Source organism: Bradyrhizobium sp. 138, from assembly GCF_023074075.1.
Lineage (GTDB): Bacteria > Pseudomonadota > Alphaproteobacteria > Rhizobiales > Xanthobacteraceae > Bradyrhizobium.
In genome coordinates this window covers 189,586-214,208 of the sequence record NZ_JADPKT010000091.1, presented here as the reverse complement: position 1 = coordinate 214,208, position 24,623 = coordinate 189,586, and the positions used below count along the sequence as shown (strand labels likewise).

Below are 24,623 nucleotides of genomic sequence, written 5' to 3'. Positions count from 1 at the left end.
ACCTCAAGCCGGTGCCCGAACAGAAAATGATGCGGGTCAGTGATCGTGACGTGAGACACGACCCGCTCGAGAATAGGGGTACTCTGACGTGTTCGGTGATCCCGTGGTCGCCACCGCCATCCTCGACCGGCTCTTGCACCACAGCCACGTGCCGAACATCCGCGGCGACAGCTACCGGCTCCGCGCCAAGCGAAAGAGCGCCCGCTGACGGCCCTCCGGTCGGCTCCGCCTCCCTCCGCCCGTCACCGGCGGAGCCAACCTTCAATCGACATCATGAACGCGAGGGTGGGGGCAGTTCTGCATGACGCAAAGGGGGCAGTTCCGGATGGCGTTTGACAGGCGCGCCGCATCGACACAGTCCCAACGAGCGCTGAATTCACCGATCCGGCCCGTCATATTCCGCCCAACAATCGGTCGTCTCGTACACCCTCACGCTCGAGAGTTGCGCAAGGCGCGGTTTCGCGTGCTGCCAGATCCAGATGGCGATATTTTCCACCGTCTGATTTTCCAGTCCCGGGACTTCATTCAGGCAATGGTGATCGAGCTTCTTTAGAAGAAGACCGAACGCTTCTTCCATGTTGAAGAAATCCATTACGAACCCGGTGTGCGGATCGACGGGCCCGTTCAGCACGATCTCGACGCGATAGGAATGACCGTGCGTCCGATGACACGATGTGTCTGCGGGACGTTTGGAAGTCGGTGCGCTGCCTCGAACTTAAATACCTGAGATATCTTCATCTGATGCCGGGATGTTTTTGGGATTGCACGCTGATTCGACATTTCCGATGAGCGAGGCATTACGCGACGGCTTGCCGCATGGGGTCGACGGCGTCAGGGCCGTCTCGTGGGCCGAATCAGAAATCGTCCGAGCTCCCTCTCATCGAACCGCCGGCATAGCTTCCGGCTGCGGCTACACGAATTTTGAGTTCGTGTCCGCGAGTGATGGCCAGCGCGGCGCGATTTGCTGACGCAAATCCAATTACCACGCCGGCCGGGACCAGCAGCCTGCCGTTCGTCTCGATCGCGACAAGGAACCCGAGATCATGGAGCGCTTGCATGAGATCGTCGCCGAACCACAACTGTGGTTCTGGGCACGTTCCTTCCGTGTGCCATGCAGACGATGGAGCGTCTACTACAAGATCCGGTAGATGCCAAAGCCAACTTGTCGCCCTAGGGTCCGGCCGCGTTCCCCGCCGATCATCATCGAGGAAAAGAAATGAACGCAACCCATGAGAAGTCAACAGAGGGCAGAACGGCACAATATGACTGGCAGAACCTGGGTGGCTACCCACGAACACCTCAATCAGGATCCTCGTTGTTCTGACTTAAGAGCCGCAGAAGGCTACGATTGGCGAGAGGCATATGCCTAGGGAAAATCGACCAACGCAAAAATCAGCTTGTGAAACGTCAAATGGATCCACGCGATCGCGGCGATCGATGGGCGCAGATAAACTTATGTACCACTGTGCAAGAGCAGCTCCGGCGAGGGTTGCGCTGAGTACGCGATCAGCGAATTTGGAAAAGCTCGCGACACGTTCATCCATGAATGAGCCGGATACAGAATTCGCGCTCGAGAGCGAGCGAAATTTGATGCCACAGAAGAAGCAGCACATCGATCTATCGGACCCGAACCTCTCAAGCCTTATCCTGCGGCTCGCCATTCCATCTGTTGTTGGGTTATCGATCCATGCGTTACAGCAGGTCGTCAATGCGATCTTTGTTGGCGCACTTGGCGCGCAGGCGATCGCAGCTGTGAGCATGACCTTGCCGATCATGGTCCTGCTCGCGGCAGCCGCACAGGGGATTGGTGTTGGAACGGCGTCCTTCATATCTCGTCATCTGGGCGCTCGTGAGTACCTAGAGGCGAGTCGCGGCGCAAGTACAGCTCTCGCGCTCACCGCTCCGACTGGTATCATTGTTACCGTCGCTCTGCTTCCAAGTCTGCCAGCGATATTCGCAACCCTCGGAGCGACTCCCACCATCATGCCCGTGGCGCTCGACTACGCGGGAACGCTTTTGTTCGGGAACACCCTGATGCTTCTAAACATCGTCAGCGGGTTCATTGTCAGAGCCGAAGGCGATACGCGATTCAGCATGTGGGCGATGCTTACCGCGTTTCTACTGAACGCTGTGCTTGACCCCGTCTTCATATTCTTGCTTGACCTTGGTGTGCGTGGCGCAGCCCTCGCAACGCTGGTATCGCAGATCGCTGCTATTGGACTCTATATCGCGTATTTTACGAAGCTTGGCGGGACAGTTCTCGTCAGGATATCTCACATATCATTGCGAGCAGATCGCATCAAACAGCTCGCGTTGGTGGGCGCGCCAGCAACAATGACGAGTATCTTATCGGCACTTGCAGTTATGCTCTTGTACGGAGCTGCTGCACCGTTTGGCGATGATTCCATCGCCGCAGTTGGAATAGCTGTGCGAATCTTGATGGTCGGCGCACTGCCTATCACCGGGTTCTGCATAGGCGCTCAAGCTGTCTTGGGTTTCGGTTGGGGCGCACGCGACTATGTTCGTATTCTGAAGGCTGCGAAGTTCATGCTCTTCGTAACGGTCGCATTCTCCATCGCGTATTCTGCGGCCGTTGTGGTTTTTGCAAGGCCTTTGGTGAGCCTATTTAGCGATAACGAGAATGTCACGGAAATAGCCGTTTCGTCCTGCATCGTGTTCCATCTCTTCTTTGGACTGTTTGGGGTTCAGAGTTTCGTGACGGCAATGCTTCAGGCGTTTGGGAGAGCACGCCTCAGTGCAATTGTGGCCCTGGCGAGGCAGGGCTATCTCTTCATACCGGCCGTACTGTTGTTCCCGATGGTTGCGGGTTTCGACGGACTGTTAGCCAGTCAAGCAATCGCTGAGCTGGGCGCCGGAATGATCGCTATGTTCGTCATGTTCCACCAGTTCGGAGAGCTCAGACGAGCGCTCCGGCACCGTGGTTCAAGAGCGATCGGGATAGCGGGTTGACCTTAGAACGGATGTCATCGAGCTCAGAGCATTGGGCGTAATCGTTCCCGAGGGCTCGTGGCAAGATGCGCTGGGAGTGGGCACGGATTTTGCGGGCTCGCGGGCGTGCGATCGGCGCGGTCCTTCATCCAGCCGTGCTCCTCGCACTCGCGGATCGCACCGGCTCGCCTAGCGGACGCATCGGGCAGTTCGGCGAGCGATAGCCGATGTGCTCCCGCCCGCCAGACGGGAGGCTTTTTGCGAGCGCGGTTGGAGGGGGCAAGGGCTCTACGCGCGGTCGAAAGGCTCGGCTTTAGCAGAGTGGGTGGTTTCCGCGCTTATGCAGGTTTGTCCCTTAACCCGGGTCTTTGGAGCTGACTTGAATGCCGCCGCTTTGGGTCGACACTTCGCAGGACGCTCTTGAATTTTCGCCTGGCACGATTCGCTGTTGGGCCGTCGTGGCCGCCTCGGTCAATCTCGCTTTCATCGCATTGGTCATATTTTTAGCGTGACCGCGAGACGCAATCTTGCTGATTGGACTAGTAGTCTCGCCCACGTCTGAAACGCGCAACACGCACTAGCAGGCTGTTGAAAAAGGCGCTCGTCGTGGACCAACGATCGTGATTCATTGGCTCCGACGAGATTCGGAGATGGTGTGTGCGCGGCGGCGACAATCGAACGGGTGAGCTGTTTAGCTACGTTGATCTGGAGGCGCGGGTGCGGCATGATCATCCGCTGCGAGCGATCCGGACGATCGTGAACGAGGCGCTAGCGGTGCTGGAGCGCGAGTTTGCCGCGCTCTATTCGCCGATTGGGCGGCCGTCGATCCCGCCGGAGAAGCTGCTGCGGGCGATGCTGTTGCAGGCGTTTTATTCGATCCGCTCCGAGCGGCTTCTGATGGAGCGGCTAGAATACGACCTCCTGTTCCGCTGGTTCGTCGGAATCGGCGTTGACGACGCGGCCTGGGACCATTCGGTGTTCTCGAAGAACCGCGACCGGCTGCTGGAAGGCGACATCGCGGCGAAGTTCCTGGCAGCGGTGCTGGCGCAGCCCAGGGTGAAGAAGCTTCTATCGAGCGATCACTTCTCGGTCGATGGCACGCTGATCGAGGCCTGGGCCTCGATGAAGAGCGTCAGGCCGAAGGACAGCTCTGGCGAGCCGCCGGCGCAAGGCGGTGGCCGCAATGCCGAGGCGGACTTCCATGGCCAGAAACGCTCGAACGCCACCCATGCTTCGACTACCGATCCCGATGCCAGGCTCTACCGCAAGGGCAAAGAAGGAGACAAAGCTGTGCTTCATCGGGCACGGGCTGATGGAGAACCGCCACGGCCTGCTCATCGACGCCTGTCTCACGCTGGCGGACGGGCATGCCGAACGGGTGGCGGGGCTGCACATGATCGAGCCTTGTGCCGACCGGCCGACGGCGATCACGCTCGGCGCCGACAAGCCTACGATGCAGAAGACTTCGTCAATGAGTTGCGCTCGATGAACGTCACGCCGCATGTTGCGGGCTCGGCGATTGACGGGTAAACGACCCGGCACGGCGGCTATGCCGTCAGCCAGCGCATCCGCAAGCGGATCGAGGAGGCATTCGGCTGGATCAAGACGGTCGCCGGGCAAGAGAAGACCAGCTTCCGTGGCCGTGATCGCGTCGCATGGGCCTTTACCTTCGCTGCCACCGCCTACAATCTGGTGCGACTGCCCAAGCTGATCGCGGAGACCGGCTGATGGCCAAGGTGCCCGGCTTCGCCAAGGCCTTTGCCGGCCGCTGGCGCATCGTCGAGATGGACGTCTGGGACAGCGACTTCCTCGATCTTGTCGAAGAGGCGCATCTCACCTTCGAGGGCAAGTCCGATGGCGAAATCGCCTTTGGGGCTCTCAAGGGCATCCTCGACGTCCGCTACGGCGCGCGAGACGGTTCGGCCTGTGCGGAGTTCTCATGGGAAGGGCACGACGAGAATGACCCTGCCTGCGGTCGCGGATGGGTCATGATCGGCACTGCGGGCAGGCTCGTCGGCCACTTCTACATCCACAATGGCGACGACTCAGCCTTCGTTTGCGAACGCGGATGAGTTCTTCAACAGCCTGCTAGGGAGCTCGGTGCTCTGAAGCACAAGCACTCCGATTTTTCTTTCCAGCCTCAGGAGATATCGTGACCATCAACACTGGGGCCAGTGTTTGAGATGGCCTCGCATTGCCTCACTAAAAATGTTACCGGACAACTTCCCTGTCGCGCCTGGGGCGGAGCTGCCGAATCAGTTCGGTGGTGGCTATGGCAGGGAAGATCAGCATGCACGCAAAGCGCGAGATCACATCAGCGCTGGCCGAGCGTTATCGGGCGGGCGGGCGGCTCGAGAAGGGACGGATCCTAGACGAGCTTTGCGCCGTCACGGGATGGCATCGCAAGCACGCGATCCGAGCACTGTCAGTGGACGGGGCATCGGGATCGGCCGTGCCGCGGCGGCGGGGCCGGACCTACGGAGCTTCCATTCGCATTGCACTGATTGTGCTATGGGACGCCTCTGACCGGCTCTGCAGTAAGCGGCTCGTGGCAATGATCCCGTTCTTGCTCCCGGCGCTTGAACGGCACGGCAGATTGAAGCTTTCTGCCGATGAGCGGTCGAGGGTTTTGAGGGTGAGCGCGGCGACGATCGATCGCCTGCTGAGTAACGTAAAGATCGCAGCAGCCGGAGGACGCCGACGGCGGGCGGGCTTTTCCAATGCCGTACGGCGGCAAGTCCCGGTGCGTACATTCAATGGCTGGGGATCACCTCCGCCGGGGTGCTGCGAAGCGGATCTGGTTGCGCACGGCGGCATGTCCGTATCCGGCGCGTTCGTTCAGACGCTAACAATGGTGGATATCGCAACGGGGTGGACCGAATGCTTTCCGCTCGTCGTGCGTGAAGCAACTCTTGTGGTCGAGGCTCTCGAGCGCGCCCAGAACCTATTTCCCTGGCCCGTTCGCGGGCTCGATTTTGACAACGACAGCGCCTTCATGAACAACACGGTTGTGTCGTGGTGCCGTTCTCACGCTATCGAAGTCACTCGTTTCAGGACCTACAAGAAGAACGATCAGGCATTCGTTGAACAAAAGAACGGAGCTATCGTTCGTCGCCTGGTGGGCTACGGGCGGTTTGAAGGCCTTGATGCCGCTCGCTCATTAGCTCGCCTGTTTGCGGCGGCACGGCTGCACATCAATTTCTTCCAGCCCTCGTTTAAGCTGAAGGAGAAGCACCGCGAAGGTGCCAAGGTGATCAAACGCTATCTTCCTCCCGCTACGCCGTACGAAAGAGCATTGGTCCACCCGAGGCTCAATGAGGCATTCAAACATCGACTGCGGGAGATTTTACCGCACGCTTGATCCGGTGGCATTGCAGGCACAGATGCGGGACGCTCAAAATGAGCTGGGCAGCCGCGTTGACCAGCGGGCTGGAAAGCCAGCGATGGCTGTCGCCGGTGCAAAGCGACTTGGCGGCCTTTGCCGAGAGCTCGGCGATGACTGGAAACAGGGTGAGCAGCGGGCCATTCATCGGCGCCGCTATGTGCGGCGCAAGCCTGTGCCACGTCGGCCATCGATGCTCGACCCCTACATTCCCATCATCGAGGGATGGCTCGCCGCGGCTCCGCACTTGTCCGCGGTCGATCTTCTCTCCCGGCTCGAAGCGCATGCGCCCGGTCGGTTCAGCGGCCATCAGCGGCGTACGGCGCAGCGATTGGTGAAGAATTGGCGATCAAAGGCCACTCGACAACTCATCAGCAGCACAGAAATCACACTATCGGTTCAACCTTCGTGTCTCAGTATCTAATCCCGACAGGTTCTTTCGCCGAATCACCGCAAGCCGCTCGCTCGCTACGGCGCTCTGGAGGGCGCGCTTCGCGAGCGGCTTGCTCTGACTCGCGGCAGCTGATTCGGGAGACAGTAGGGTGCGTTTCGGTAACATTGTCATCTGAGGCAATATGAGGGGGCAGTTTTCCATGGCGCGCGACACCTTCGAAAACGTCTCGGACGGTTCAAGGTTCTTCTGCTAGGGAAACGTACGGCTTCAGGATGCTCGTCCAGAAAGGCTGGAGTCTGGAGCTTGACTACGGTGGGGCCTTTTCAATTGACCTTATAAGAGGCCTGAAAGAACGTACCCCAGCGCTCCATGCTGAACTTCGAAAACTGAGTCGCAGTGCTTCCCGGATAAGAACAGCCTGTGCATATCGTTTCGCTGTCCTTTTGGGTCCACATTGCCCAATAGCGCCCGCCGACGCCGATGCTGAGATTATTGGTGATGAAGTAGGACAGCACGCCTTCGGCCTGTACACCCCCGCCTCCGTTCCCGCGTTGATCAAAAAAGGTAGTCCTCGGGCGCAAGATGGTCGCGACCAGCGAAATCGGTCCAAGGCAGGTAAGCGACATCTGTGCTTAAACGCCAATGCTCGGTAAGCATGGTTTCGGCGCTCAGGCCGACGCGAGGTGCATTCCACTGCGTATCCTGGCTGCCAACGATCTGATCAGCGGACGCGGGGCATGAAACGATGGGGTTGGCAATCTGCATGCATCCCATCGTGTCGGCGTTCTGGGCGTAATAGGTCCAGCCGATAAACCCGCCGATCTTGTAGTTGGCGCCGTGCAAAAAATCGTAACCAACGTCGGCCGTGTAGTACGTAAACCTCCCGTTTGCCTGGCCCGATATCGTGTTGCTATAAGAGACGCGAGGGATGCCCCAATCTTCATCGTTGAGCTTTCCTTTATCGAAGCGCCCGATGCCGACGTTGCTCTTCAGGAACACTCCCCATGGGCTGTCAAGACGGCCAAATAATTCCCCGGAAAGTCCGTCGAGGCCGTGGTAGGTGAGCCTTGATATAAGAATGTTAGGATCTTCAGTAGCGATCTCATCGGAAATAGCGCTTAAGTCCCATTGGAATCGTCCCCGGCTGAGCCAGAGCCGCGATCCGCCTTCGAACGACCAACCGGCCGTGTAAGCAATCGGCGGCACGCCGGCAAGTGCGTTCGCGTACAGCGGCGCATCGGACCATTGCGCCACCCATGGCACGGCGCCAAAATGGTAGTTCAACCCGATCTTTCCGATGTGATAGTTGCTGGACAGGCTCGTTGTGTTCGCCGGAAGCACTGACAATGGCGGCAACTGCACCGTCGGAGGCGTTGCGACACTTGGCCCACCGAAATGTAGATAGTCATACTCTACTTTGACCGACCATGCAGGCGTAAGCGCTTGCTCGACGCCCAGCCCGATGACGTCACCGACCTGACCATAGTCGAAACGAGTGTTCTCCTGTGGCTGCAGGCCATTATATTCGTTGTTATTGAGCACGTTGCCCTGATTGTATTGCCAAGCCACGCCTGCCTTGAGATAGGCCAGCGTATGGCCGAGAGCGCCAAACGCGTAACCGACGCGACCGGTCCCGGTGGCAAAGAGGTTTGGACCAGCCGTGCAGTTTGCGCTCACAACAAAGCCGGAGGCGGCCAGGCAGGTATTTGTGCCATCGGAGACAGCGCCGCTGGCATCTAGTTCGACGCCAAACACCCAGCCGTTCTTCTGCCAATTGTAGCCGATCTGGCCTCCTGCGAGGAACACTGGGGTATCGACGACGCCGCCATAGATTGACGGACCGTAGGGATTGCTGAAGGAGGTTCGGCCGTACCCACCGCCGACGTGCCCGCCAATATAGCCTCCGGACCAGCTCCACACCTTCGCTGGCAGTTTCACTTGCGGCTCAAGGTCCGCCGCATTGGCTGCACCGCTTGCGATGAGCGCAATTGTCGTGGTTCCCAAAAAAAGAACTCCAGATCGCATCCAATACTTCCCTGCATTTTCTCGGTCCACAACCGAGCGCCCTTAATATCGCCGCAGCAAGCCGTCGGCGGACCAGACGCTAACGGCGATGCGCGCCGAGTCCCGTCCCGAAGACCATCGCATTGCGATTGGTGATGATGACCTGAACAACGCAAACCTCGTGCCGAAGAGAGTTCGAGGCTCTGCAGCCGCTCCGTAAGGTGTGTAGCGTCAACTTGCTGACATTTGTCTCAAGACTGACAGTCTGCGCTGCTATCGTCCGACAGGACGTTGCGCTTCGAACAGTTGTTCCATCGCCCCTCAATACACGGGACGCGCGTTAATGTAGGGCATTCAACTCGGCATCGTTCAGCGCGGTGATCGAGGAAGCGCTGCTTGGCGTCATGGGGCGATCGCCGCTGCAATCGCTGCCCCAGGAGAGCTAAGGGACGGCGGGATCAGGTGCGTGATGCTCTCCGCCGACATCATCCAGCCTGCGCCAACTAGTGCTGATCACCAGCGACGATCTCATTGTTGGCTTCCTCAATCGCAATGGCCTCAAGACCGGCAACGGCCGCGTACCCGCGAGCGCGTCACATCAATGCGCTCGGAACTACCACATCCCGGTGTTTAAGCCTGCCGATGGCGGAGTAGTGCGGTCGCCGCCGGGCCGTGTCCCCGTTGGTTTGCTTCCACCGGCAGATCGAGATTGTACTCGTGGAGCCAGCAAAGCGCCTCTCGCGCGCCGCCCAGTTCCTCGATCTTGTCGAACACCATCTTGATCGCTTCCTGGACACGCCGATCCGGGTCTTTCTCATAACGCTCGCCGGCCTTCATGAAGCCGACGGGCGCTGCCATAACCAACTCGCCCCCGGGCGCCTTCTCATAGCGTGCCGAGAGCGAGCGTTGGCGCAACAAATCCAGTTCGTACTCGTTGAGGCTGCCCTTGAGCCCGAGCAGCAGGCGGTCGTTGTCGTGCCTCAGCGCTTAGATGGTCTCCTGTTCGACCAGAATCGGTATCGACCATGCGGCACATCTCGCTGAGGTGCTGCCAATCCCGACTGTTGCGAGCGAAGCGCGAGACCTCGCGGGCGCAAACCGCACCAACCTTACCAAGGCAAACCTCCGCTACCATTCGCTCGAAGCCGGCGCGTTGTACGCCGCCGGCGTCCGACCCCGCCGTCACCTACGATCTGCGACCCGATCATGCCGGTTATTTTTACTTGGAAGTTCGATGCTTGGGCTGCGACACCAATCAGACCGTGGCGCTCGACTGACATCGTCAGGCGTGCGAAGACCACGCCGGTGCATGAGCTAGATGTGGTCTTTCAGGAGGTTGTCCACCTGGTCCAAACCGAGGAAGCTGAGTTTGCGAAGCTTCAGTGTTCCACGGACAGACCAGATGAACAGCCACAAGAATGCTCTCCTGACACCGAAAGGTCGAGAGGCCATGCTGCGGTGTGTGGAAGCGGGACTGAGCAATGCACGCCGCCGCGCGCCAGTTCAACACCACACCGAAGATGGTGGCCAAATGGGTCGAACGGCCGCACAATCTGCGCAACGTTCTGGCCGCGGTTGCATCGATGCCGGCGCGCCGCAGCTTTGCCTTCAGCATATGCCGGCTCCAGAACACCAGCACATATATCGAGCAGCTGAACCTCCTGATGCCCGTGTACGGGTGGGGGCGTCGAGATCGAGGATGATCTGCGGCGGGATCACTTGGGCGACTCCAGGAACAGCTTCAGGGGCGTCCCACCCTTGAACCTCTTGTCGCAAAAGAACGCCTCGCAGAATCGCGCCCCGATGCGCCTCATCAATGTGAGAAATGCACGCTGCTCAGGAGAGGCCCCCTGCAGCACCCGCTGAGCTGTGCGTCATAAACGGAACGCTGCCATTGTAGCTCAGCGCTCGCTTGCAGGCAGCACACCGATCAGCGCTTTAGCCTCGGACTTCAGAACTACAATCGCAGCCTTCCGAGCATCTGCATCAAAGCGAGTCCGAATGGCGGAGACCGAGAGGGCGCCGCGCAATTGACCATGAATGTCGATCACAGGCACAGCTGCGGCCGCGACCTCAGGGTCCCGCTCGCCGATCGAGACGTAGAAGCCACGATCTCTGACCTTCTTTCCATCGGCTGATGCAGAATCGCGGTAGGCGGTAAGAACACGGCCGGCAGCGCCGCGGTCAATCGGCAATCGCTGACCCTCTTCGAGGTGATGCCGGACCGAACGCGGAGAATTGACGCGATAAAGGCAGATGCGCTCGACGCCCTCCGCGATGTAGAAGGATGCGGTCTCTCCGGTTGCCTCGACCAGACGATGGAGCGAGGGTCTGATCAGGTCACCGAGGTCGAGCCCGCGCTGATAGAGCGCCCCAAGGCGCCATAGCTCCGGTCCGGGTCGAAATAACCGGTCCGTACCCCGCACCAGGAAGCCATCCGCCTCCAGAGATGCGGCAAGGCGAAGGACTGTGCTCTTGTAGAGATCAGTCGCATGCGCAATCTCCGTCAGGCTCATCGCGGCGCGCTCTGGGTCGAACGCCTTAAGGATTGCCAGTGCCCGCGCGACCGCATCAACCCCTGTTCTTACCATCGATACCTCTGGTTCTGCTGTGCAGAACGAATAGTCACAATGACGCCAACAGTCCAGCTACTTAGCACGACCGCCATTCTGCACACCAGAATAGGATTGACTCCTCGTGACACGCGAGCTACTCGGTTCCAGACATCAGAACAAGTTCTGTGGAGCGAAACAATGGGGCGGCCGAGACTTGCCGTGGACCTGCGCGACGTGATGATTCGCTTCGGCGACTTCACGGCCGTTAAAAGCATGAACCTCCAGGTGGCCGAGACTGAATTCGTTGCAGTGGTGGGGCCGACCGGCTGCGGAAAATCGACCATTCTCAACACTGTCACCGGACTGCTGAAGCCCGCCGCCGGCGACGTTCGCATTTTCGGCAAGTCTCTTACGGGCCTGAACGGTCAGTCCGGCTATATGCTTCAACAGGAAGGGCTGCTGCCCTGGAAGACCGCCCACGACAATGTCGGCCTCGGGCTCGTCTTTCAGGGCAGCTCGATCGCGAAAGCGCGCGAGCAGGCACGGCCCTGGCTCGCCAAGGTCGGATTGAAGGGATTCGAGGAGCGCTATCCGCATCAATTGTCCGGCGGCCAGCGCAAGCGCGTTGCGATGGCACAAACTCTGATCATGGAGCCCAAAATCGTTCTCATGGATGAGCCGTTCTCCGCGCTGGACGTTCACACACGCCGGCTCATGCACCGCATCCTGCTCGACCTCTGGCAGGCGGACCGACGCTCGCTCGTCTTCATCACCCATGATCTCGACGAGGCCATCACGCTGGCGGACCGCGTCGTTGTGATGTCTGCCGGTCCCGCCAGCCGCATGGTTGCCGACGTCAGGATAGCGCTGCCTCGTCCGCGCGATGTTTCTGCGCTGCAGACCACCGACGAATTCGTAGCACTCTATCGTGAAATCTGGTCGCTGCTCGGCGCCGAAGTGGAGAAAAGCTATGTCACGCAGGGGTAGGGTCGCTCTCACGCAGTTCGCCATCGTCCTTGGCCTGATCCTGATCTGGGAATTGGGCGTGTGGGCCGGACTGATCGATCCCTTCTTCTTTCCGGCACCGTCGACACTTGTCGTAAGGATCGGGGACTGGATGTCGACGGCGGACTTTTGGACCGATATTGGCATAACATTGTTGGAGACGGTCCTGTCGTTCCTGGCTGGCATCGGGATCGGCACAGCACTTGGTATCTGGCTGGGCTTAAGCCCGTTCGCTGCCGAAGTCGTTCAGCCCTTTATCAAGATGTTCAATGCAATCCCGCGGATCTTGCTTGGACCCATTTTCGTCATCTGGTTCGGATTGGGCCTCACCTCCAAGGTTGCGCTCGGCGTCACGCTGGTTCTATTCGTCGCATTCTTTAACACGTTCCAGGGCGTCCGCGAGGTCAATCCGGTCGTGCTGGCGAATGCCCGCCTGCTGCGTGCATCGAAGTCCTCCCTGCTACGGCACGTCTACCTGCCGTCCGCCACGACCTGGATTCTGTCGAGCCTGCGGGTGTCCGTCGGCATGGCCGTGATGGGAGCCGTGGTCGCTGAATATCTCGGCTCGTCCGCGGGATTGGGGCACTTAATTGCGCAGGCCGAAGGCGTCCTCGATGCGACGGGAGTGTTCGCAGGAATTATCGTTCTCTCCGCCTTCGTCGTTGTTCTCGATGCCATCGTCGACTGCGCGGAAAAGCGGCTCCTGGTCTGGCGGCCGGCGCCTGCGCACGAAAGCTGATCGTACGCTCTCCCATCAATCATGGAGGTTCGCATGCACGTTTCCATAAGACTGACGCCGGTCGTGGCGCTGGCCGCATTCTCGGTCATTTTGGCGCATGCCACCGAGCCCGAGAAAACAAAATTGAAGATCGCCGTGGGGTCACAGATCCTCAACTATATGCCTGTCGAACTTGGGGTGAAGCTTGGCTCCTTTAAGGAAGAAGGCCTTGACGTTACCGTCGAGAACTTCCAGGCCGGTGGCTCAAAGGCTCTGCAGGCCCTGATCGGCGGCTCCGTCGACGGGACTATCGGCTTTTACGATCATACCATTCAGATGCAGGTGCTGGGTAAGCAAATTTCCTGCGTGTTCCTGCTGAATGACATTCCCGGCGTCCTGCTCGGTGTCCGCAGCGACCTCGCCGACAAGGTTAGAACCGGCGCCGACCTGAAGGGTCTCAGGCTCGGGATCACGGCGCCGGGGTCATCGACGGAGAGTATGGCGCGCTACTACATCAAGAAGTCAGGATTGGGTTCACGCGATGTCAACATCATTGCCGTCGGCAGCGGCGCACCGGGCATGGTGGCGCTTGAGGCCATGAACGTCGATGCCCTGGTCTATTTCGATCCGATCGCGACGCTTCTCGCGCGCAAAAAGAACGCGACAGCGCTGTTCGATGCGCGCACGATCGAGGGCTCAAAGCAGGCCTTCGGCGGGTCCTATCCGACCGCGTGTCTCTACCTTCAGCAGACTTTCATCGACAAAAATCCCGAAACGGTCCAGCGCCTGGTCAACGCCTTGCTCAAAACTCACCGCTGGATCAACGCAACGCCGACGGAGCAGCTCGTCGATACGATTCCTCCTGGTTACAAGACTGACAATCGCGAGGTGAATATCGAAATCATGAACGCATCGAAAGCGCTCTTCTCGCTAACCGGACAGATGGACATGGAGGCGGCCAAGGTCCCGCTGGCTGTCCTAAGCGACTTTGATCCAAAAATTGCTGCCGCAAAGATCGACCTGAACAAAACCTTCACCAATCGTTTCGCGGAACGCGCCGCACAACGGCTGAAATAGCTGCCCGCCGGCCAAGCCCTCGCCATCGGATCACCTAAGGAAGGCGTCTTCAGATGTCTCTGCCGCTCACCGGCATCCGCGTCCTGGACCTGTCGAACGTGTTGGCCGGTCCGTTCTGCGGTTATCATCTCGCGCGTCTTGGCGCGGAGGTCATCAAAGTCGAAAATCCGAACGGGGGCGACCTCGCGCGGCGCCTCGGCGCCGATCCGCAAAGGGCAGAGCGCCTGCAGGGCCTCTCTTTTGTCGCGGTGAACGCCGGCAAGCAATCCGTGGCGCTGAACTTGAAGTCGGAATCGGGCCGCGAGGTATTCTTGCGACTCGTCAAGGAAGCCGATGTGGTGCTCGAAAACTTCCGGCCGAAGGTGATGGAACGGCTTAGTCTGGGCTTTGATGTGCTCAGCAGGCAGAACCCGCGTCTCGTCTACTGCGCGATCTCCGGCTTTGGGCAGAGCGGGCCGTGGTCCGCCCGTCCAGCGTATGACCAGATTGTTCAGGGTCTGTCTGGTGCCATGAGCGTCACTGGCGATACGGCCTCGGCTCCCCTGCGCACGGGCTTTCCGATCTCGGACACGATTGCGGGACTCACTGCTGCCTTTGCCATCGCCGCGGCTCTGGTCGAACAGCGGCATAGCGGCCGCGGTCGGTTCATTGACGTGTCCCTGCTCGAAGCCACCGTTGCAGCGATGGGGTGGGTCGTCTCCAACCACCTGAACGCTGGTGTCGAGCCGCAGCCCATCGGCAACGAGAACTTCACCGCGGCTCCCTCCGGCACGTTCCGCACCGCAACAGGCCCGCTGAACATTTCCGCCAACGAGCAGAAGCAGTATCAAGCCCTATGCGACCTGATTGGCCGACCGGACCTGAAGACGGATCCACGCTTTGCTGAGCGGGAGATGCGCAAGGTCAATCGCGCAGCGCTGAACACGGAGTTGAACAAAGCGTTGAGTTGCAAGTCCGCTGACGAATGGGAGGCCCAAATGAATCTGGCTGGAGTCCCCGCAGGCTGCGTGCTGACGGTCTCGCAAGTTTTGCAGCAGCCACAGCTCCTCGAGCGCGGATTCGTCGAGACTTTGGCCCCAGAACAAGGCGGTGCGCAGCCGTTACGAATCACGCGGCCGGGCTTCCGGCTGGATGAGGAGTTTTCGGTGCCTTTACCACCTGCGACGCTCGGAGCAGACACCGAGCGATGGCTGCAGCGGCTCGGCTATTCGTATGCGGAGGTCGAGCAACTGGTCTCAAGCCGGGCCGTCGGGACGCCAAAACAAGGAGAGGCTGATTTCCTGCCCGTCCGCGTAGCCGCGGACGGACCAATATCATGATATTCGACTGCTTGCGGCGGTTGGCAATCGGCAGGTTGAAGGGGCGGAACGGAAATGAGCGAAGAAGAATTGCGACAGCAAGCGGCCCGTTGGTGGCGAACCTCCATCTGCGACATCGCGCCCGGTCGCATCGCCTATCGGGGTTATCCAATCGAAGATTTGATCGGCCGGATTTCCTTTCCCGCCATGATCTGGCTGATGTTGCGCGGCGATCTGCCGACGCCAGCGCAGGAGCGGCTGCTGCACGCTGCGCTGGTCGCGTCCGTTGACCACGGTCCGCACGCGCCCTCCATCGCAATTGCACAGATGGCGGTGAGCTGCGGGCTGCCCCTGAACGGTGCGATGGCCTCCGCGATCAATACACTCGATGACGTGCACGGCGGAGCAGGGGAGCAGGCGGTCGAACTCTACGAAGATGTGCTGCGGAGGCGCGATGGCCTAGAGATCGGCGAGGCCGCGGCCGCCGCAATCGACCATTTCACCGCAAGGCGCGGCAAATATCTGCCCGGCTTCGGCCACCGGTTTCATCCGGTCGACCCGCGCGCGGCACCGCTATTGGCGCTGGTGGATGGCGCAGGTGCTGAGGGCAGTGTCAGCGGCGACTATGCCAAGGCCGCCCGCGCGATCGAGCGCGTGATGCAGCAGCGCAAGGGCAAACTCATCCCAATGAACATTGATGGCGCGACCGCGGTCATTTATGGCGAGCTCGGCTTCGCGCCTCCGCTGGCGCGCGGCGTCTTCTGCCTGTCTCGCGCGGTCGGAATCCTGGCCCACGCCTGGGAGCAGACCAGGCGCAAGGATCGTAACAAGGGACCGATGCCCAAGCAGTTTGGCTACAAATATGAGGGCCAGCCGCGCCGCACGCTGGGAGGCGCGTCATGATGTATCTCGACAAGCCGCCTCAGTTGGTTGAGACCCGCGTGTTCTCGTCGATGCCGGCGGAATTGCGTCGATCTGGTGTTTCCTCGAAATGGGCGGAGGCCAACCGCGGGGGCCATCCGGTGGATTGTTTCATCGAGGGGCCGTCGTTCGACAAGTCCGGGAATCTCTACGTCGTCGATATCCCCTTCGGCCGCATTTTCCGGATTGCGAGCGGCGGCATCTGGTCTCTGATAATCGAATATGACGGCTGGCCGAATGGTCTGAAGATCGCACCTGATGGCCGGGTGCTGGTGGCCGATTACATGAACCGCCTCATGGAGCTCGATCCGCAGTGGGATACTATCAGCCCACTTCTGGGGCACCGCAATTCCGAGTCCTTCAGAGGCTGCAACGACCTGCATATCGCGACCAGCGGCGACATCTATTTCACTGATCAGGGCAAACTGGATTGCACGATCCGACCGGCCGGGTGTTCCGACTGTGTCCTGACGGCCGGCTCGATTGCCTGATTTCGAACGGGCCAAGCCCGAACGGGCTGGTGCTCAGTCCCGACGAGGCCGTGTTGTTCGTTGCAATGACGCGCGACAACAGCATCTGGCGCGTGCCGCTGATGCACGACGGTGGGGTTGGGAAGGTGGGACGGTTCAGCTTGTTCTTCGGGACCAGCGGTCCTGACGGGCTGACGATGGATCAAAAAGGGCGGCTCTTTGTCGCGCACGCCTCCCTCGGCCACGTCTTCGGCGCCGAACGGCGAAACGATCGCCCGCATCAAGTCCTGCGCTGGCGCGATTTGCACGGACCTCGTATTGGAGGCGGCAAACGGCACATTGCTCATTCCAGAATCCTCTATCGGATCAGTGTTGATGGCTGATCTCGCTCATTTTCCTTGAACGTTCGCCAGCAGGAGTGACAAGGTGATGCCGAATCCTTTTACGCGACGGTCCACCGAATCAAGATGAAGGAGCCCGGTAGATGATTGGCTTGCCAGTTGCCGAGGCATTGTACTTGGCGACGAATGGATCGCACTTGTGTGCGGTGATCCAAACCGGGCGTCAGTAAGTCGCATTGTGTGGGAAGCACGAAAGAATGACCCGGCCATCGTTTGTAAGGCTGGGTCGGGTTTCGCCTCCAACGGGCCCCCGCCGACTTGGCTCCGCGCCTTTTAGCCGGGCAGGTTTCGGCTCGCGGTCCACGAGCCTTCAGAAGACCTTCGTATCGCTTCGCACCATGAAGAACGATTTGATGGCTGATTCCCGCCAAGAAGGTCGAAGAGGTAATCCGCTCGCAGTAGGAGTAAGCACCGCATCAGCATCGAGGTTCTCGATCATCCTCGGCCGCGACGCACGCGTTGGAGCGTTCGTTTTGAGAACCAACAAGCAGCAGGATTTGCTGCTTTTAAAGTCTTTACTGATAAGCCCAGGAGCGCTTTTAACTGTGTGGAGCAGAGGTCGCAGTACTGTCATGGCCTCTTGCGCGCGCGCAATCCTCCAACCCGATATCCCCTCTCCTCGTAGAAACGGCGTACCCGTTGTAAAGCTGGATAGCCCTCCGGGGGCAACGCAACCTCAATCATCTGCCGGCCTCGGCGCTTCGCCTCCGAATGTACCGCCTCGAGCAGATGCCGACCGTGGTCAGAGCTTCGGAAGTCGCGAGAAATCCATAGCTCCTGAAGCACACCGTACGGTCCGGCTGCTCTCACGGCCTGTACGGCCGAGGTGGCTGCGACCCCTACAATCTGCCCGATGGCTTGTTCCTCGGTGACAAAAATGAAGCCCTGAATCAGGCGCAAAGCAGCCTGCTTCGCGCCTTCAAGGCTGAACTCTGGTCCGGGGCCACCTAATTCAGAAAGTAGCTTTCCGACGGCTTCTGCGATCGCGTTCTCATCCCCCGGCACGCCTTTTGCGCAAAGCCGTGCCCCCGTGGGACAGGCCTTGCGCTTCAGCGCCAACACGAACACCCGTCACGTTAGTCCCTCCGGTCCCTCTTGAGGAATATTCATGCTTCAGAAGGATACAGAAACCGCAACTGAGAGCAACTATCAAGCTCGATAGGGAATAGGACGCCCGCACTCGCTATCAGCAACAGAGGTGAGGTAAGTGCAAGCTGTTGCCGTTCTCAGAATCGACAGCGGACCTGCTACGAACTCATGATGGACTGCCTTCGATTGGAAAGGAAATCCACGAGATGGCACATTCGCGCGTGGGGAGGCCGGCCCTGCCGATCAAACATTTCGTAAGAGTGATTGCCGATCATCACTCACGAGCGACGCGATTCAGTAGATCTTGCGGCATGGTAATCGCCGTGCCATAGGGCGCATCAGCTCGGCGCGTCCGAAGGTGAGATTCCCCACACTCGTGTGCGTCACTCGTACAAAGTTGCGCGAGGCGGGAGAGGTATCATACGCGTGCGCCCGACAAAATCGTCTGAGCAACATCGCGAAAGATTTTGCACGCTAATGCACTATCTTAAGCTTACCTCGAAGAATCGAAAGATAATGGCAAGCACAGCTTGTTTTGGACCTTCGCCCCTCGTTTAAGGGACCGTCACGGAAGGGGAGTGGTTGCGATGGAGCATGGGCAGGCCGAACTGGTCGGAGGGAAACCTGTAATCTTCGGACAGCGTAAGGTGCGGCCGCGAGCGTGCGTGGCCGTCGGCAAGCGGCATCTGCGCGCCTTTCTTCGGGATGTACTGGAGGATATGGGGTTTGTTATCAGCGAATGCGGGACTGCTGACGAGCTGCCGCACGTACTCGGCACGGATCTCCCTGATCTGATCCTGCTCGGCATTGGCTCGGATCGAATCGAGCCTGGACGATTGCTCGAGATACTCGTACGCGAAGGATTTGCAGGCGGAGTGCTGGCGTTCGGCGCCCGCGAGTCGATCATCATGACGGCAGTGCAGCAGGTCGGGGGCGAATATGGACTTGCTATGCTGCCGCCGCTGAGGACGCCGTTTGCAGCCGAGACGCTACGCGATCGGGTCGCCATGCTCTTGCCCAGAGAGCCGGCTCCCCGTCCCGCGGTCCATGTCGGGGAAGCCTTACACGCTGGCTGGCTTGAGCTCTGGTATGAGCCGAAGTTTGACGCGTGTACTCTCAGCCGCCGCGGCGCCGAGGCGCTTGTGCGAATGCGGCACCCGACCTGGGGCGTTGTTCCACCGGCCTATTTCATCTCGGAGGCTCACGATCCGCATTTTAGGGAGTTGTCGCAGTTCGTGATCGACCGCGCGATCAAGGATTGGCATTATCTTCTGGAGCAGCAAACTTCGATCGATCTCTCCATCAATCTCCCGGCAGCATTCCTGATTGACCCGCAGGCGGTACGCGATCTCTGTCAGCGCATGCCGTCGCACCCCGCTTTCGGCGGCTTGACGATTGAAATCGATAGCGAGGAAGCGATCCAGAATCTAGATCTCCTGATCGAGGTCGCGCGTGAGGTTCGCTTTCACAACATTGGCCTTGCAATCGACAATGTCGGCGCCAATTGGCCGCAGCTGATGGGGATGGAAAAATTCCCATTCATGAAATTAAAAGTGGGCCGGCAGTACGTCGCCGGTTGCGGAAATGGACCCCTGAAGCGAACGGTGTGCCGCCATATCGTCGATCTAGCCAAAGAGTACAGCGTGCGCACCGTCGCCGCAGGTGTGGAGAGCCACGCCGACCTGATCGCTGTGACCGAACTCGGCTTCGACCTTGCGCAGGGCCTTCTGTTCGGAAAGGCCATGCCGCTGAAGCAATTTGCACAGTCATCTTTCAGCCCTGTTCCACTTCGTCCAAAATAGTTGCATGAGGAGTGGCTGAGCAGACACGCAAAGCGTACCAGCGCTCGCACGCGCCGTCATGCCTACTCGGCACCAGGCATGCGGGTGACTGCAATTAAATCGGTCATTTTGCAAAGCCAGCATCGCTTCTCCCGGCGGAACTTCATTTCCCTCCGAAGCGACGCCGAAAGTTATTGTAGCACAAACCCGTTTTGGCAAGCCTCCAGCGAGTCAATCCGCTGGGCTAACGTTGCAGCCGTGAGCGAGGCTTGCACAAAACCTCCAGTCAGGGCGTGTGACCGGAGGTTTGCGGAGATCCGGCGTAGACGCGCGTCGGCTCGCGCCTTTTAGTCGCGCCGCCGGTTTCGGAATCGTCGAACGTCGCTTGGCCCCGCGCTGCCATGCCAGACAAACCGACGAAAGCTCCCAGCGGTCGAGTCGCGACTGGCTCTCGGAGCAGGGCCCGAGGGCTCGCATCGCTTGAAATTGAAGTGGCCCGTTGCTGTCGCAGATGCGACATGGTCTCAGACCCGGGACAGCACAATTGGGCAAATTGCCCATCATTGAGCGCGTCTGTCCTTGGCACGGCACTTGAAGGGGATCGCCAATGGCATCGCTCGCCTAAGGAGTCGGAAGGCATGACTTACAAGATCGTCGCTTCGCAATGCACCGTTTGTGGGGCATGTGAGTTCGAGTGTCCCAACGCGGCGATCAGCCTCAAGCGCGACATTTACGTTATCGATGCCAAAAAGTGTACGGAGTGCGAGGGCCATTCCGACACGCCGCAATGCGCGGTGGTCTGTCCGGTGCCTGACACCTGTGTCCCGTCTAAGACAGCATAAGCAGCCCGCGTCCAGAAGGCGTCACCGCTCGATTTCGCGAACGAAGTAGTAGATGTCGCGCTTGAGGAGGGCGCCGACCGCGTGGGACGCATCGAGGTCGATCAACCTCGTTATGAGCTTAAGGCGCTGATCGACTCCGAGAAACCCTCGAAGCCGAAGCGAGGTGGACGGGCGTCGAATATCCCAAGATCGACTTGCAGGATATCTAAAGCTACGTCACGGCCGGAGCCGAAGAGACGTCTCCACGCGCGACGAGATCGGTCCGGAAATCCTGAAGACATACGAGAAGCTCGCATCCGCTTGCCCCTGGTCACCATGCACGAGTGCATGGAGCCTAGGGTCATAGCAGGATCCCCGCCGCCCGCGCTCTCGCCGCTTACTCCAGTTTCGCAAGTCAGCGTGGTCCGGAACTGTTCCTGCGATTTCGCGCAGGCCAACGTCCAGGCTGCACTGCTCGCCAGCGGCGACGGAAACAACGGAGGCGCGCGCCAAAGTCGCTCAGCACGTAAGTGCTTGGCGCACCGAGGAGATCATCTTGACCAACGCGACGGAGGCGATCGAGCTCGCGGCTCGTCGCGGGGGCAGGCCGAACAGAGGCAGTCCGACCTGATAATCCGTTCGATCCTGGAGCAATCCCGCCTTGGCAATTCCTAAGGAGCTGGCGCTGTCATCAAACGGTTGCCCGCCGAGCATGATCGCAACTTCCTCACGGACGAGTTCGAGAAGCCACTGACAGACAAGTCCAGGCTTTGTCGCGATCACGCAGATGTCGAAAGCGCCCGGCGCGTTCGTTCTGCTCGTGGAGCTCATCCGACTACGCGAACAGGATGTTGAGCGGACGCATTCACAAGCAGAGTCTCCACAGATCCACGCGTTTTCACCAGGCCGGGAGTAAGACCGTTGTAGCCTATTTGGTATAGCTCGCAATCTCTTGGGCAGTATCGCAGCGACAGCTAGTAGGTTGACCGATCGATCCTCGTGCGCATAATACCAGCCGTCGTGGTCTTCGGATTTCGTTTGATCCGGAGCTAAGAGGGAAGCCGGTGCATGCCGGCGCTGCCCCCGCAACTGTAAGCGGCGAGCCGCTGTCCAACGAAGTCACTGAAGCCATGCGGCTTCGGGAAGGCCGGACAGCAGCGACGACCCGCGAGCCAGGAGACCTGCCTCGACAATATATCGTCCACGGGCGGGGTGTCCCGGTGTGCGCCAAGCAGCTGTCGCTCACGCGATATTCGCTGCATGCGTCCGCCATGGCCTTTGCCCCCAATTATGGGGTATGAGCTATGTCTATTCTTTCGCTTCCCGTTGCCACACTGGGGACGTCACGCATCGGCCCACGACGCGAACTCAAATTCGCGCTCGAGAGCTACTGGGCGGGAAACTCCAGCGAAGCCGAGCTCCTCGAGGCGGGGAGTGGACTTCGTGCCGCTAATTGGGCACGGCAGAAATCCTGCGGTGCGACCGTCATTCCTTCGAATGACTTCTCGCTCTATGACCATGTGCTCGATACCAGCGTAATGGTCGGAGCCATTCCCGACGTCTACGGCTGGACTGAAGGTCCTGTGTCGCTCAAGACCTACTTCACCATGGCGCGTGGCGCTCAGGATGGTGATCACGCTCAGCATAGGCCTGGCGTAGCCGCACAGGAAATGACGAAGTGGTTCGATACTAACTACCACTACATGGTGCCGGAATTTCACCAGGATCAGATCTTTAAGTATTCCTCTCGAAAGCCGATCGAGGAATATGAGGAGGCAAAAAGCCTCGGCTATCAAACGCGGCCCGTCCTAGTTGGCCCAGTCACTTTCCTGAAGCTCGGCAAAAGCGCAAATCCCGCATTCAATCCGCTGTCGCTGCTTGATGGGCTCCTCCCAGTCTATGTCGATGTTCTCCGCGAACTAGCCTCGCGCGGTGCTGAATGGGTTCAGCTCGACGAGCCATGCCTAGTGATGGACATCGACGAAGCGTCGCTGGCGGCTGTCCGCCGGGCCTATGCTCATTTCGCAAAGGTTGTGCCGGCCCTTAAAATCATGCTGGCCACTTATTTCGGCGCTATCGGCGACAATCTTGAAACAGCCTTGGCCTTGCCCGTTGCAGGGCTTCATGTCGATCTGGTTCGGGCACCCGACCAGTTGGACGCAATTGTTGCCACAGCCCGCAGAGATCTCGTGGTCTCGCTAGGCGTCGTTGATGGTCGTAACGTCTGGCGCTCCAAACTTGCGGCCTTGCTCGACCAACTTGCCCCTATGGTCAAAAAGCTGGGCAGGGACCGTGTTCAGATTGCTCCTTCCTGCTCGCTGCTTCATGTTCCGATCGACATTGAGCTAGAGACCGATCTCGATCCCAATCTGAAGACGTGGCTGGCGTTCTCAGTTCAGAAGATCAAGGAACTTTCGATATTGGGCAAAGCGCTGGCCGGCCATGCTGCCGAGGTGGCCGATGAACTTGCGTTTTCGGAGTACGCAGCCGTGACCCGCGAAACATCGCCCGAAATCCACAATGCGAATGTCGCCGGACGAATGGCCGCGATCGACGATAGCATGCGTCGCCGTCGCAGTGCGTTCACCCAGCGTGCCGACGTCCAGCGCGTCGCGTTCGCATTGCCGATGTTTCCAACGACAACCATCGGATCCTTCCCGCAAACGGTCGACGTCCGGAATGCGCGTGCGGCTCATGCGCGGGGAGCGCTGAATGACGCGCAGTACGAGCAGCTTCTGAAAGCCGAGACAGCCCGGACCGTGCAGTGGCAGGAAGATATCGGCCTGGACGTGCTCGTACACGGTGAGTTCGAGCGCAATGACATGGTTCAATACTTTGCCGAACAGCTGTTGGGATTCGCTTTCACCAAGCACGGCTGGGTTCAGTCTTATGGGTCGCGATACGTTCGTCCGCCGATCCTGTTCGGAGATGTTTTTCGGTCGAAGCCGATGACCGTTGAATGGTGGCGCTATGCGCAGTCTCTGACCAAGAAACCCGTCAAGGCTATGCTGACCGGACCGGTGACGATCCTGAACTGGTCGTTTGTCCGCGACGACATCTCGCGGAGCGAGACATGCCGTCAGATCGCTCTTGCGATCCGCGATGAGGTCATCGATCTTGAGGCGGCTGGAGCGACCATGATCCAGATCGACGAGCCTGCGTTGCGGGAGGGATTGCCGCTACGCAAATCGCAGTGGAGGAACTATCTCGATTGGGCAGTGGACAGCTTCCGCGTTTGCTCCTCCGCTGTCGCCGACGGAACTCAGATCCATACCCACATGTGTTATTCCGAATTCAACGAAATCATCGATGCGATCGCAGCAATGGATGCTGACGTCATTTCAATCGAGACGTCGCGTTCTAAGATGGAATTGCTCGAGGCCTTCAAGAGCTACAAATATCCCAATGAGATCGGGCCCGGCGTCTATGACATTCATTCACCGCGCATTCCCGCAGCGGCGGAAATCAAGCAGCTGATTGTGTTGGCGCGGCAGCGAGTTTCCGATCGGCAGCTCTGGATCAATCCCGACTGCGGACTGAAAACTCGAAGGTGGGAGGAGGTGCGTCCCGCGCTCGTCAATATGGTGGCCGCCGCACGCGAGTTGCGGGCTGAGCCATGATGGTGCGGAGCGTTTCGCCAACGCGTTTGTGAACAAGATGCACGCGCTTTGGGGGCTTACGATGTCCTTGCGAGCTCCCAAAGTTCCCAGCGCCTGGGAATGCCGGCCGGCGCCGGCGGAGGCGGTCGCATACAGCCG

19 protein-coding genes, 4 pseudogenes and 1 riboswitch are annotated in these 24,623 nt (G+C 59.5%); of the genes and pseudogenes, 15 read left to right on the top strand and 8 right to left on the bottom strand.

The annotated features are described in order from the left end of the window. Positions 1–88: 88 nt before the first annotated feature. A pseudogene (locus tag IVA79_RS32305) lies at positions 89–208 on the top strand (ATP-binding protein); the annotation flags it as partial. Positions 209–376: 168 nt separating this feature from the next. Here IVA79_RS32305 and queD read toward each other — a convergent pair. Together queD and IVA79_RS32295 are read right to left on the bottom strand one after the other, a co-directional pair. Then, positions 377–738 (bottom strand): annotated as a pseudogene (gene queD / locus IVA79_RS32300) (6-carboxytetrahydropterin synthase QueD). 116 nt (positions 739–854) lie between these two features. After that, positions 855–1,079 carry a hypothetical protein gene (locus IVA79_RS32295; protein ID WP_247560715.1) on the bottom strand — a complete coding sequence of 75 codons (225 nt, stop codon included), beginning with the start codon at positions 1,077–1,079 and terminating at the stop codon, positions 855–857. Positions 1,080–1,542: 463 nt separating this feature from the next. On the opposite strand from IVA79_RS32295, the gene IVA79_RS32290 reads away from it, so the two are divergent. The 4 genes and pseudogenes from IVA79_RS32290 (at position 1,543) to IVA79_RS32275 (ending at position 6,310) form a co-directional block, all read left to right on the top strand. Next, complete coding sequence (locus IVA79_RS32290; RefSeq protein ID WP_247560712.1) at positions 1,543–2,970, top strand: MATE family efflux transporter; 1,428 nt, start codon at positions 1,543–1,545, stop codon at positions 2,968–2,970. A 636-nt stretch (positions 2,971–3,606) separates the two neighbouring features. Next, a pseudogene (locus IVA79_RS32285) lies at positions 3,607–4,677 on the top strand (IS5 family transposase). Then, positions 4,677–5,021: a hypothetical protein gene (locus IVA79_RS32280; protein WP_247560710.1), complete on the top strand. Its 345-nt coding sequence runs from the start codon at positions 4,677–4,679 to the stop codon at positions 5,019–5,021. Before IVA79_RS32285 ends, IVA79_RS32280 begins: the two are co-directional and overlap by 1 nt. Positions 5,022–5,221: 200 nt before the next feature. Next, positions 5,222–6,310: a transposase family protein gene (locus IVA79_RS32275; RefSeq protein WP_247560708.1), complete on the top strand. Its 1,089-nt coding sequence runs from the start codon at positions 5,222–5,224 to the stop codon at positions 6,308–6,310. Here the strand turns inward: IVA79_RS32275 and IVA79_RS32270 are convergent. From IVA79_RS32270 to IVA79_RS32260, 3 genes are all read right to left on the bottom strand, one after another. Further along, positions 6,273–6,641, bottom strand: a complete 369-nt coding sequence (locus tag IVA79_RS32270; protein ID WP_247560705.1) for a hypothetical protein — start codon at positions 6,639–6,641, stop codon at positions 6,273–6,275. The two genes, IVA79_RS32275 and IVA79_RS32270, sit on opposite strands and share 38 nt — an antisense overlap. Positions 6,642–7,280: 639 nt before the next feature. Beyond that, positions 7,281–8,750, bottom strand: coding sequence for an outer membrane beta-barrel protein (locus IVA79_RS32265; protein ID WP_247560703.1), 1,470 nt, complete (start codon positions 8,748–8,750; stop codon positions 7,281–7,283). A 609-nt stretch (positions 8,751–9,359) separates the two neighbouring features. Then, on the bottom strand, positions 9,360–9,587 hold the full coding sequence (locus IVA79_RS32260) for a hypothetical protein (RefSeq protein WP_247560691.1): 228 nt from the start codon (positions 9,585–9,587) through the stop codon (positions 9,360–9,362). 623 nt (positions 9,588–10,210) lie between these two features. Here IVA79_RS32260 and IVA79_RS32250 point away from each other — a divergent pair. Next, positions 10,211–10,432: a hypothetical protein gene (locus IVA79_RS32250; RefSeq protein ID WP_247560688.1), complete on the top strand. Its 222-nt coding sequence runs from the start codon at positions 10,211–10,213 to the stop codon at positions 10,430–10,432. A 198-nt stretch (positions 10,433–10,630) separates the two neighbouring features. Here the strand turns inward: IVA79_RS32250 and IVA79_RS32245 are convergent, their stop codons facing one another. Continuing rightward, positions 10,631–11,320, bottom strand: coding sequence for an IclR family transcriptional regulator (locus IVA79_RS32245; RefSeq protein WP_256465677.1), 690 nt, complete (start codon positions 11,318–11,320; stop codon positions 10,631–10,633). A gap of 162 nt (positions 11,321–11,482) precedes the next feature. Between IVA79_RS32245 and IVA79_RS32240 the strand changes: the two genes are divergently transcribed. From IVA79_RS32240 to IVA79_RS32215, 6 genes and pseudogenes are all read left to right on the top strand, one after another. Continuing rightward, the gene (locus IVA79_RS32240; RefSeq protein WP_247560754.1) at positions 11,483–12,271 is read left to right on the top strand and encodes an ABC transporter ATP-binding protein; all 789 of its coding nucleotides are present in this window, start codon (positions 11,483–11,485) and stop codon (positions 12,269–12,271) included. Then, a complete protein-coding gene (locus IVA79_RS32235) occupies positions 12,255–13,028 on the top strand; it encodes an ABC transporter permease (protein ID WP_247560752.1) in 774 nt (257 codons plus the stop codon). The genes IVA79_RS32240 and IVA79_RS32235 overlap by 17 nt, the downstream gene beginning before the upstream one ends. Before the next feature lie 33 nt (positions 13,029–13,061). After that, on the top strand, positions 13,062–14,084 hold the full coding sequence (locus IVA79_RS32230) for an ABC transporter substrate-binding protein (protein WP_247560684.1): 1,023 nt from the start codon (positions 13,062–13,064) through the stop codon (positions 14,082–14,084). A gap of 53 nt (positions 14,085–14,137) precedes the next feature. Further along, complete coding sequence (locus IVA79_RS32225) at positions 14,138–15,403, top strand: CoA transferase (RefSeq protein ID WP_247560682.1); 1,266 nt, start codon at positions 14,138–14,140, stop codon at positions 15,401–15,403. A 54-nt stretch (positions 15,404–15,457) separates the two neighbouring features. Continuing rightward, positions 15,458–16,285 carry a citryl-CoA lyase gene (locus IVA79_RS32220; RefSeq protein ID WP_247560680.1) on the top strand — a complete coding sequence of 276 codons (828 nt, stop codon included), beginning with the start codon at positions 15,458–15,460 and terminating at the stop codon, positions 16,283–16,285. After that, positions 16,282–17,175: pseudogene (locus IVA79_RS32215) on the top strand (SMP-30/gluconolactonase/LRE family protein). The gene IVA79_RS32220 and the pseudogene IVA79_RS32215 overlap by 4 nt, the downstream one beginning before the upstream one ends. 569 nt (positions 17,176–17,744) lie before the next feature. On the opposite strand, the gene IVA79_RS32210 reads toward IVA79_RS32215, so the two are convergent. Next, a complete protein-coding gene (locus IVA79_RS32210; RefSeq protein WP_247560678.1) occupies positions 17,745–18,233 on the bottom strand; it encodes a GNAT family N-acetyltransferase in 489 nt (162 codons plus the stop codon). Positions 18,234–18,850: 617 nt separating this feature from the next. On the opposite strand from IVA79_RS32210, the gene IVA79_RS32205 reads away from it, so the two are divergent. Beyond that, positions 18,851–20,065 carry an EAL domain-containing response regulator gene (locus IVA79_RS32205; protein WP_247560676.1) on the top strand — a complete coding sequence of 405 codons (1,215 nt, stop codon included), beginning with the start codon at positions 18,851–18,853 and terminating at the stop codon, positions 20,063–20,065. Between the two features lie 617 nt (positions 20,066–20,682). Next, entirely contained in the window at positions 20,683–20,886 is a 204-nt protein-coding gene (locus IVA79_RS32200) for a 4Fe-4S binding protein (protein ID WP_247560674.1), read from the top strand. 498 nt (positions 20,887–21,384) lie between these two features. On the opposite strand, the gene IVA79_RS32195 is transcribed toward IVA79_RS32200, so the two are convergent. Beyond that, positions 21,385–21,696: a hypothetical protein gene (locus tag IVA79_RS32195; protein ID WP_247560672.1), complete on the bottom strand. Its 312-nt coding sequence runs from the start codon at positions 21,694–21,696 to the stop codon at positions 21,385–21,387. A 173-nt stretch (positions 21,697–21,869) separates the two neighbouring features. Beyond that, a riboswitch (cobalamin riboswitch) is annotated at positions 21,870–22,069 on the top strand. Positions 22,070–22,169: 100 nt separating this feature from the next. Between IVA79_RS32195 and metE the strand changes: the two genes are divergently transcribed. Next, positions 22,170–24,485: a 5-methyltetrahydropteroyltriglutamate--homocysteine S-methyltransferase gene (metE, locus tag IVA79_RS32190; protein ID WP_247560670.1), complete on the top strand. Its 2,316-nt coding sequence runs from the start codon at positions 22,170–22,172 to the stop codon at positions 24,483–24,485. Positions 24,486–24,623: the final 138 nt, after the last annotated feature.

Bases quoted from the DNA above. Each gene is read 5' to 3' on its own strand.
- IVA79_RS32200 (WP_247560674.1), top strand. From the start codon at position 20,683: ATGACTTACAAGATCGTCGCTTCGCAATGCACCGTTTGTGGGGCATGT.
- IVA79_RS32280 (WP_247560710.1), top strand. From the start codon at position 4,677: ATGGCCAAGGTGCCCGGCTTCGCCAAGGCCTTTGCCGGCCGCTGGCGC.
- IVA79_RS32205 (WP_247560676.1), top strand. From the start codon at position 18,851: ATGGAGCATGGGCAGGCCGAACTGGTCGGAGGGAAACCTGTAATCTTC.
- IVA79_RS32220 (WP_247560680.1), top strand. From the start codon at position 15,458: ATGAGCGAAGAAGAATTGCGACAGCAAGCGGCCCGTTGGTGGCGAACC.
- IVA79_RS32290 (WP_247560712.1), top strand. From the start codon at position 1,543: ATGAATGAGCCGGATACAGAATTCGCGCTCGAGAGCGAGCGAAATTTG.
- IVA79_RS32260 (WP_247560691.1), bottom strand. From the start codon at position 9,587: ATGGCAGCGCCCGTCGGCTTCATGAAGGCCGGCGAGCGTTATGAGAAA.
- IVA79_RS32250 (WP_247560688.1), top strand. From the start codon at position 10,211: ATGCACGCCGCCGCGCGCCAGTTCAACACCACACCGAAGATGGTGGCC.
- IVA79_RS32225 (WP_247560682.1), top strand. From the start codon at position 14,138: ATGTCTCTGCCGCTCACCGGCATCCGCGTCCTGGACCTGTCGAACGTG.
- IVA79_RS32270 (WP_247560705.1), bottom strand. From the start codon at position 6,641: ATGGCCGCTGAACCGACCGGGCGCATGCGCTTCGAGCCGGGAGAGAAG.
- IVA79_RS32265 (WP_247560703.1), bottom strand. From the start codon at position 8,750: ATGCGATCTGGAGTTCTTTTTTTGGGAACCACGACAATTGCGCTCATC.
- metE (WP_247560670.1), top strand. From the start codon at position 22,170: ATGTCTATTCTTTCGCTTCCCGTTGCCACACTGGGGACGTCACGCATC.
- IVA79_RS32195 (WP_247560672.1), bottom strand. From the start codon at position 21,696: ATGAGCTCCACGAGCAGAACGAACGCGCCGGGCGCTTTCGACATCTGC.
- IVA79_RS32245 (WP_256465677.1), bottom strand. From the start codon at position 11,320: ATGGTAAGAACAGGGGTTGATGCGGTCGCGCGGGCACTGGCAATCCTT.
- IVA79_RS32235 (WP_247560752.1), top strand. From the start codon at position 12,255: ATGTCACGCAGGGGTAGGGTCGCTCTCACGCAGTTCGCCATCGTCCTT.
- IVA79_RS32230 (WP_247560684.1), top strand. From the start codon at position 13,062: ATGCACGTTTCCATAAGACTGACGCCGGTCGTGGCGCTGGCCGCATTC.
- IVA79_RS32275 (WP_247560708.1), top strand. From the start codon at position 5,222: ATGGCAGGGAAGATCAGCATGCACGCAAAGCGCGAGATCACATCAGCG.
- IVA79_RS32240 (WP_247560754.1), top strand. From the start codon at position 11,483: ATGGGGCGGCCGAGACTTGCCGTGGACCTGCGCGACGTGATGATTCGC.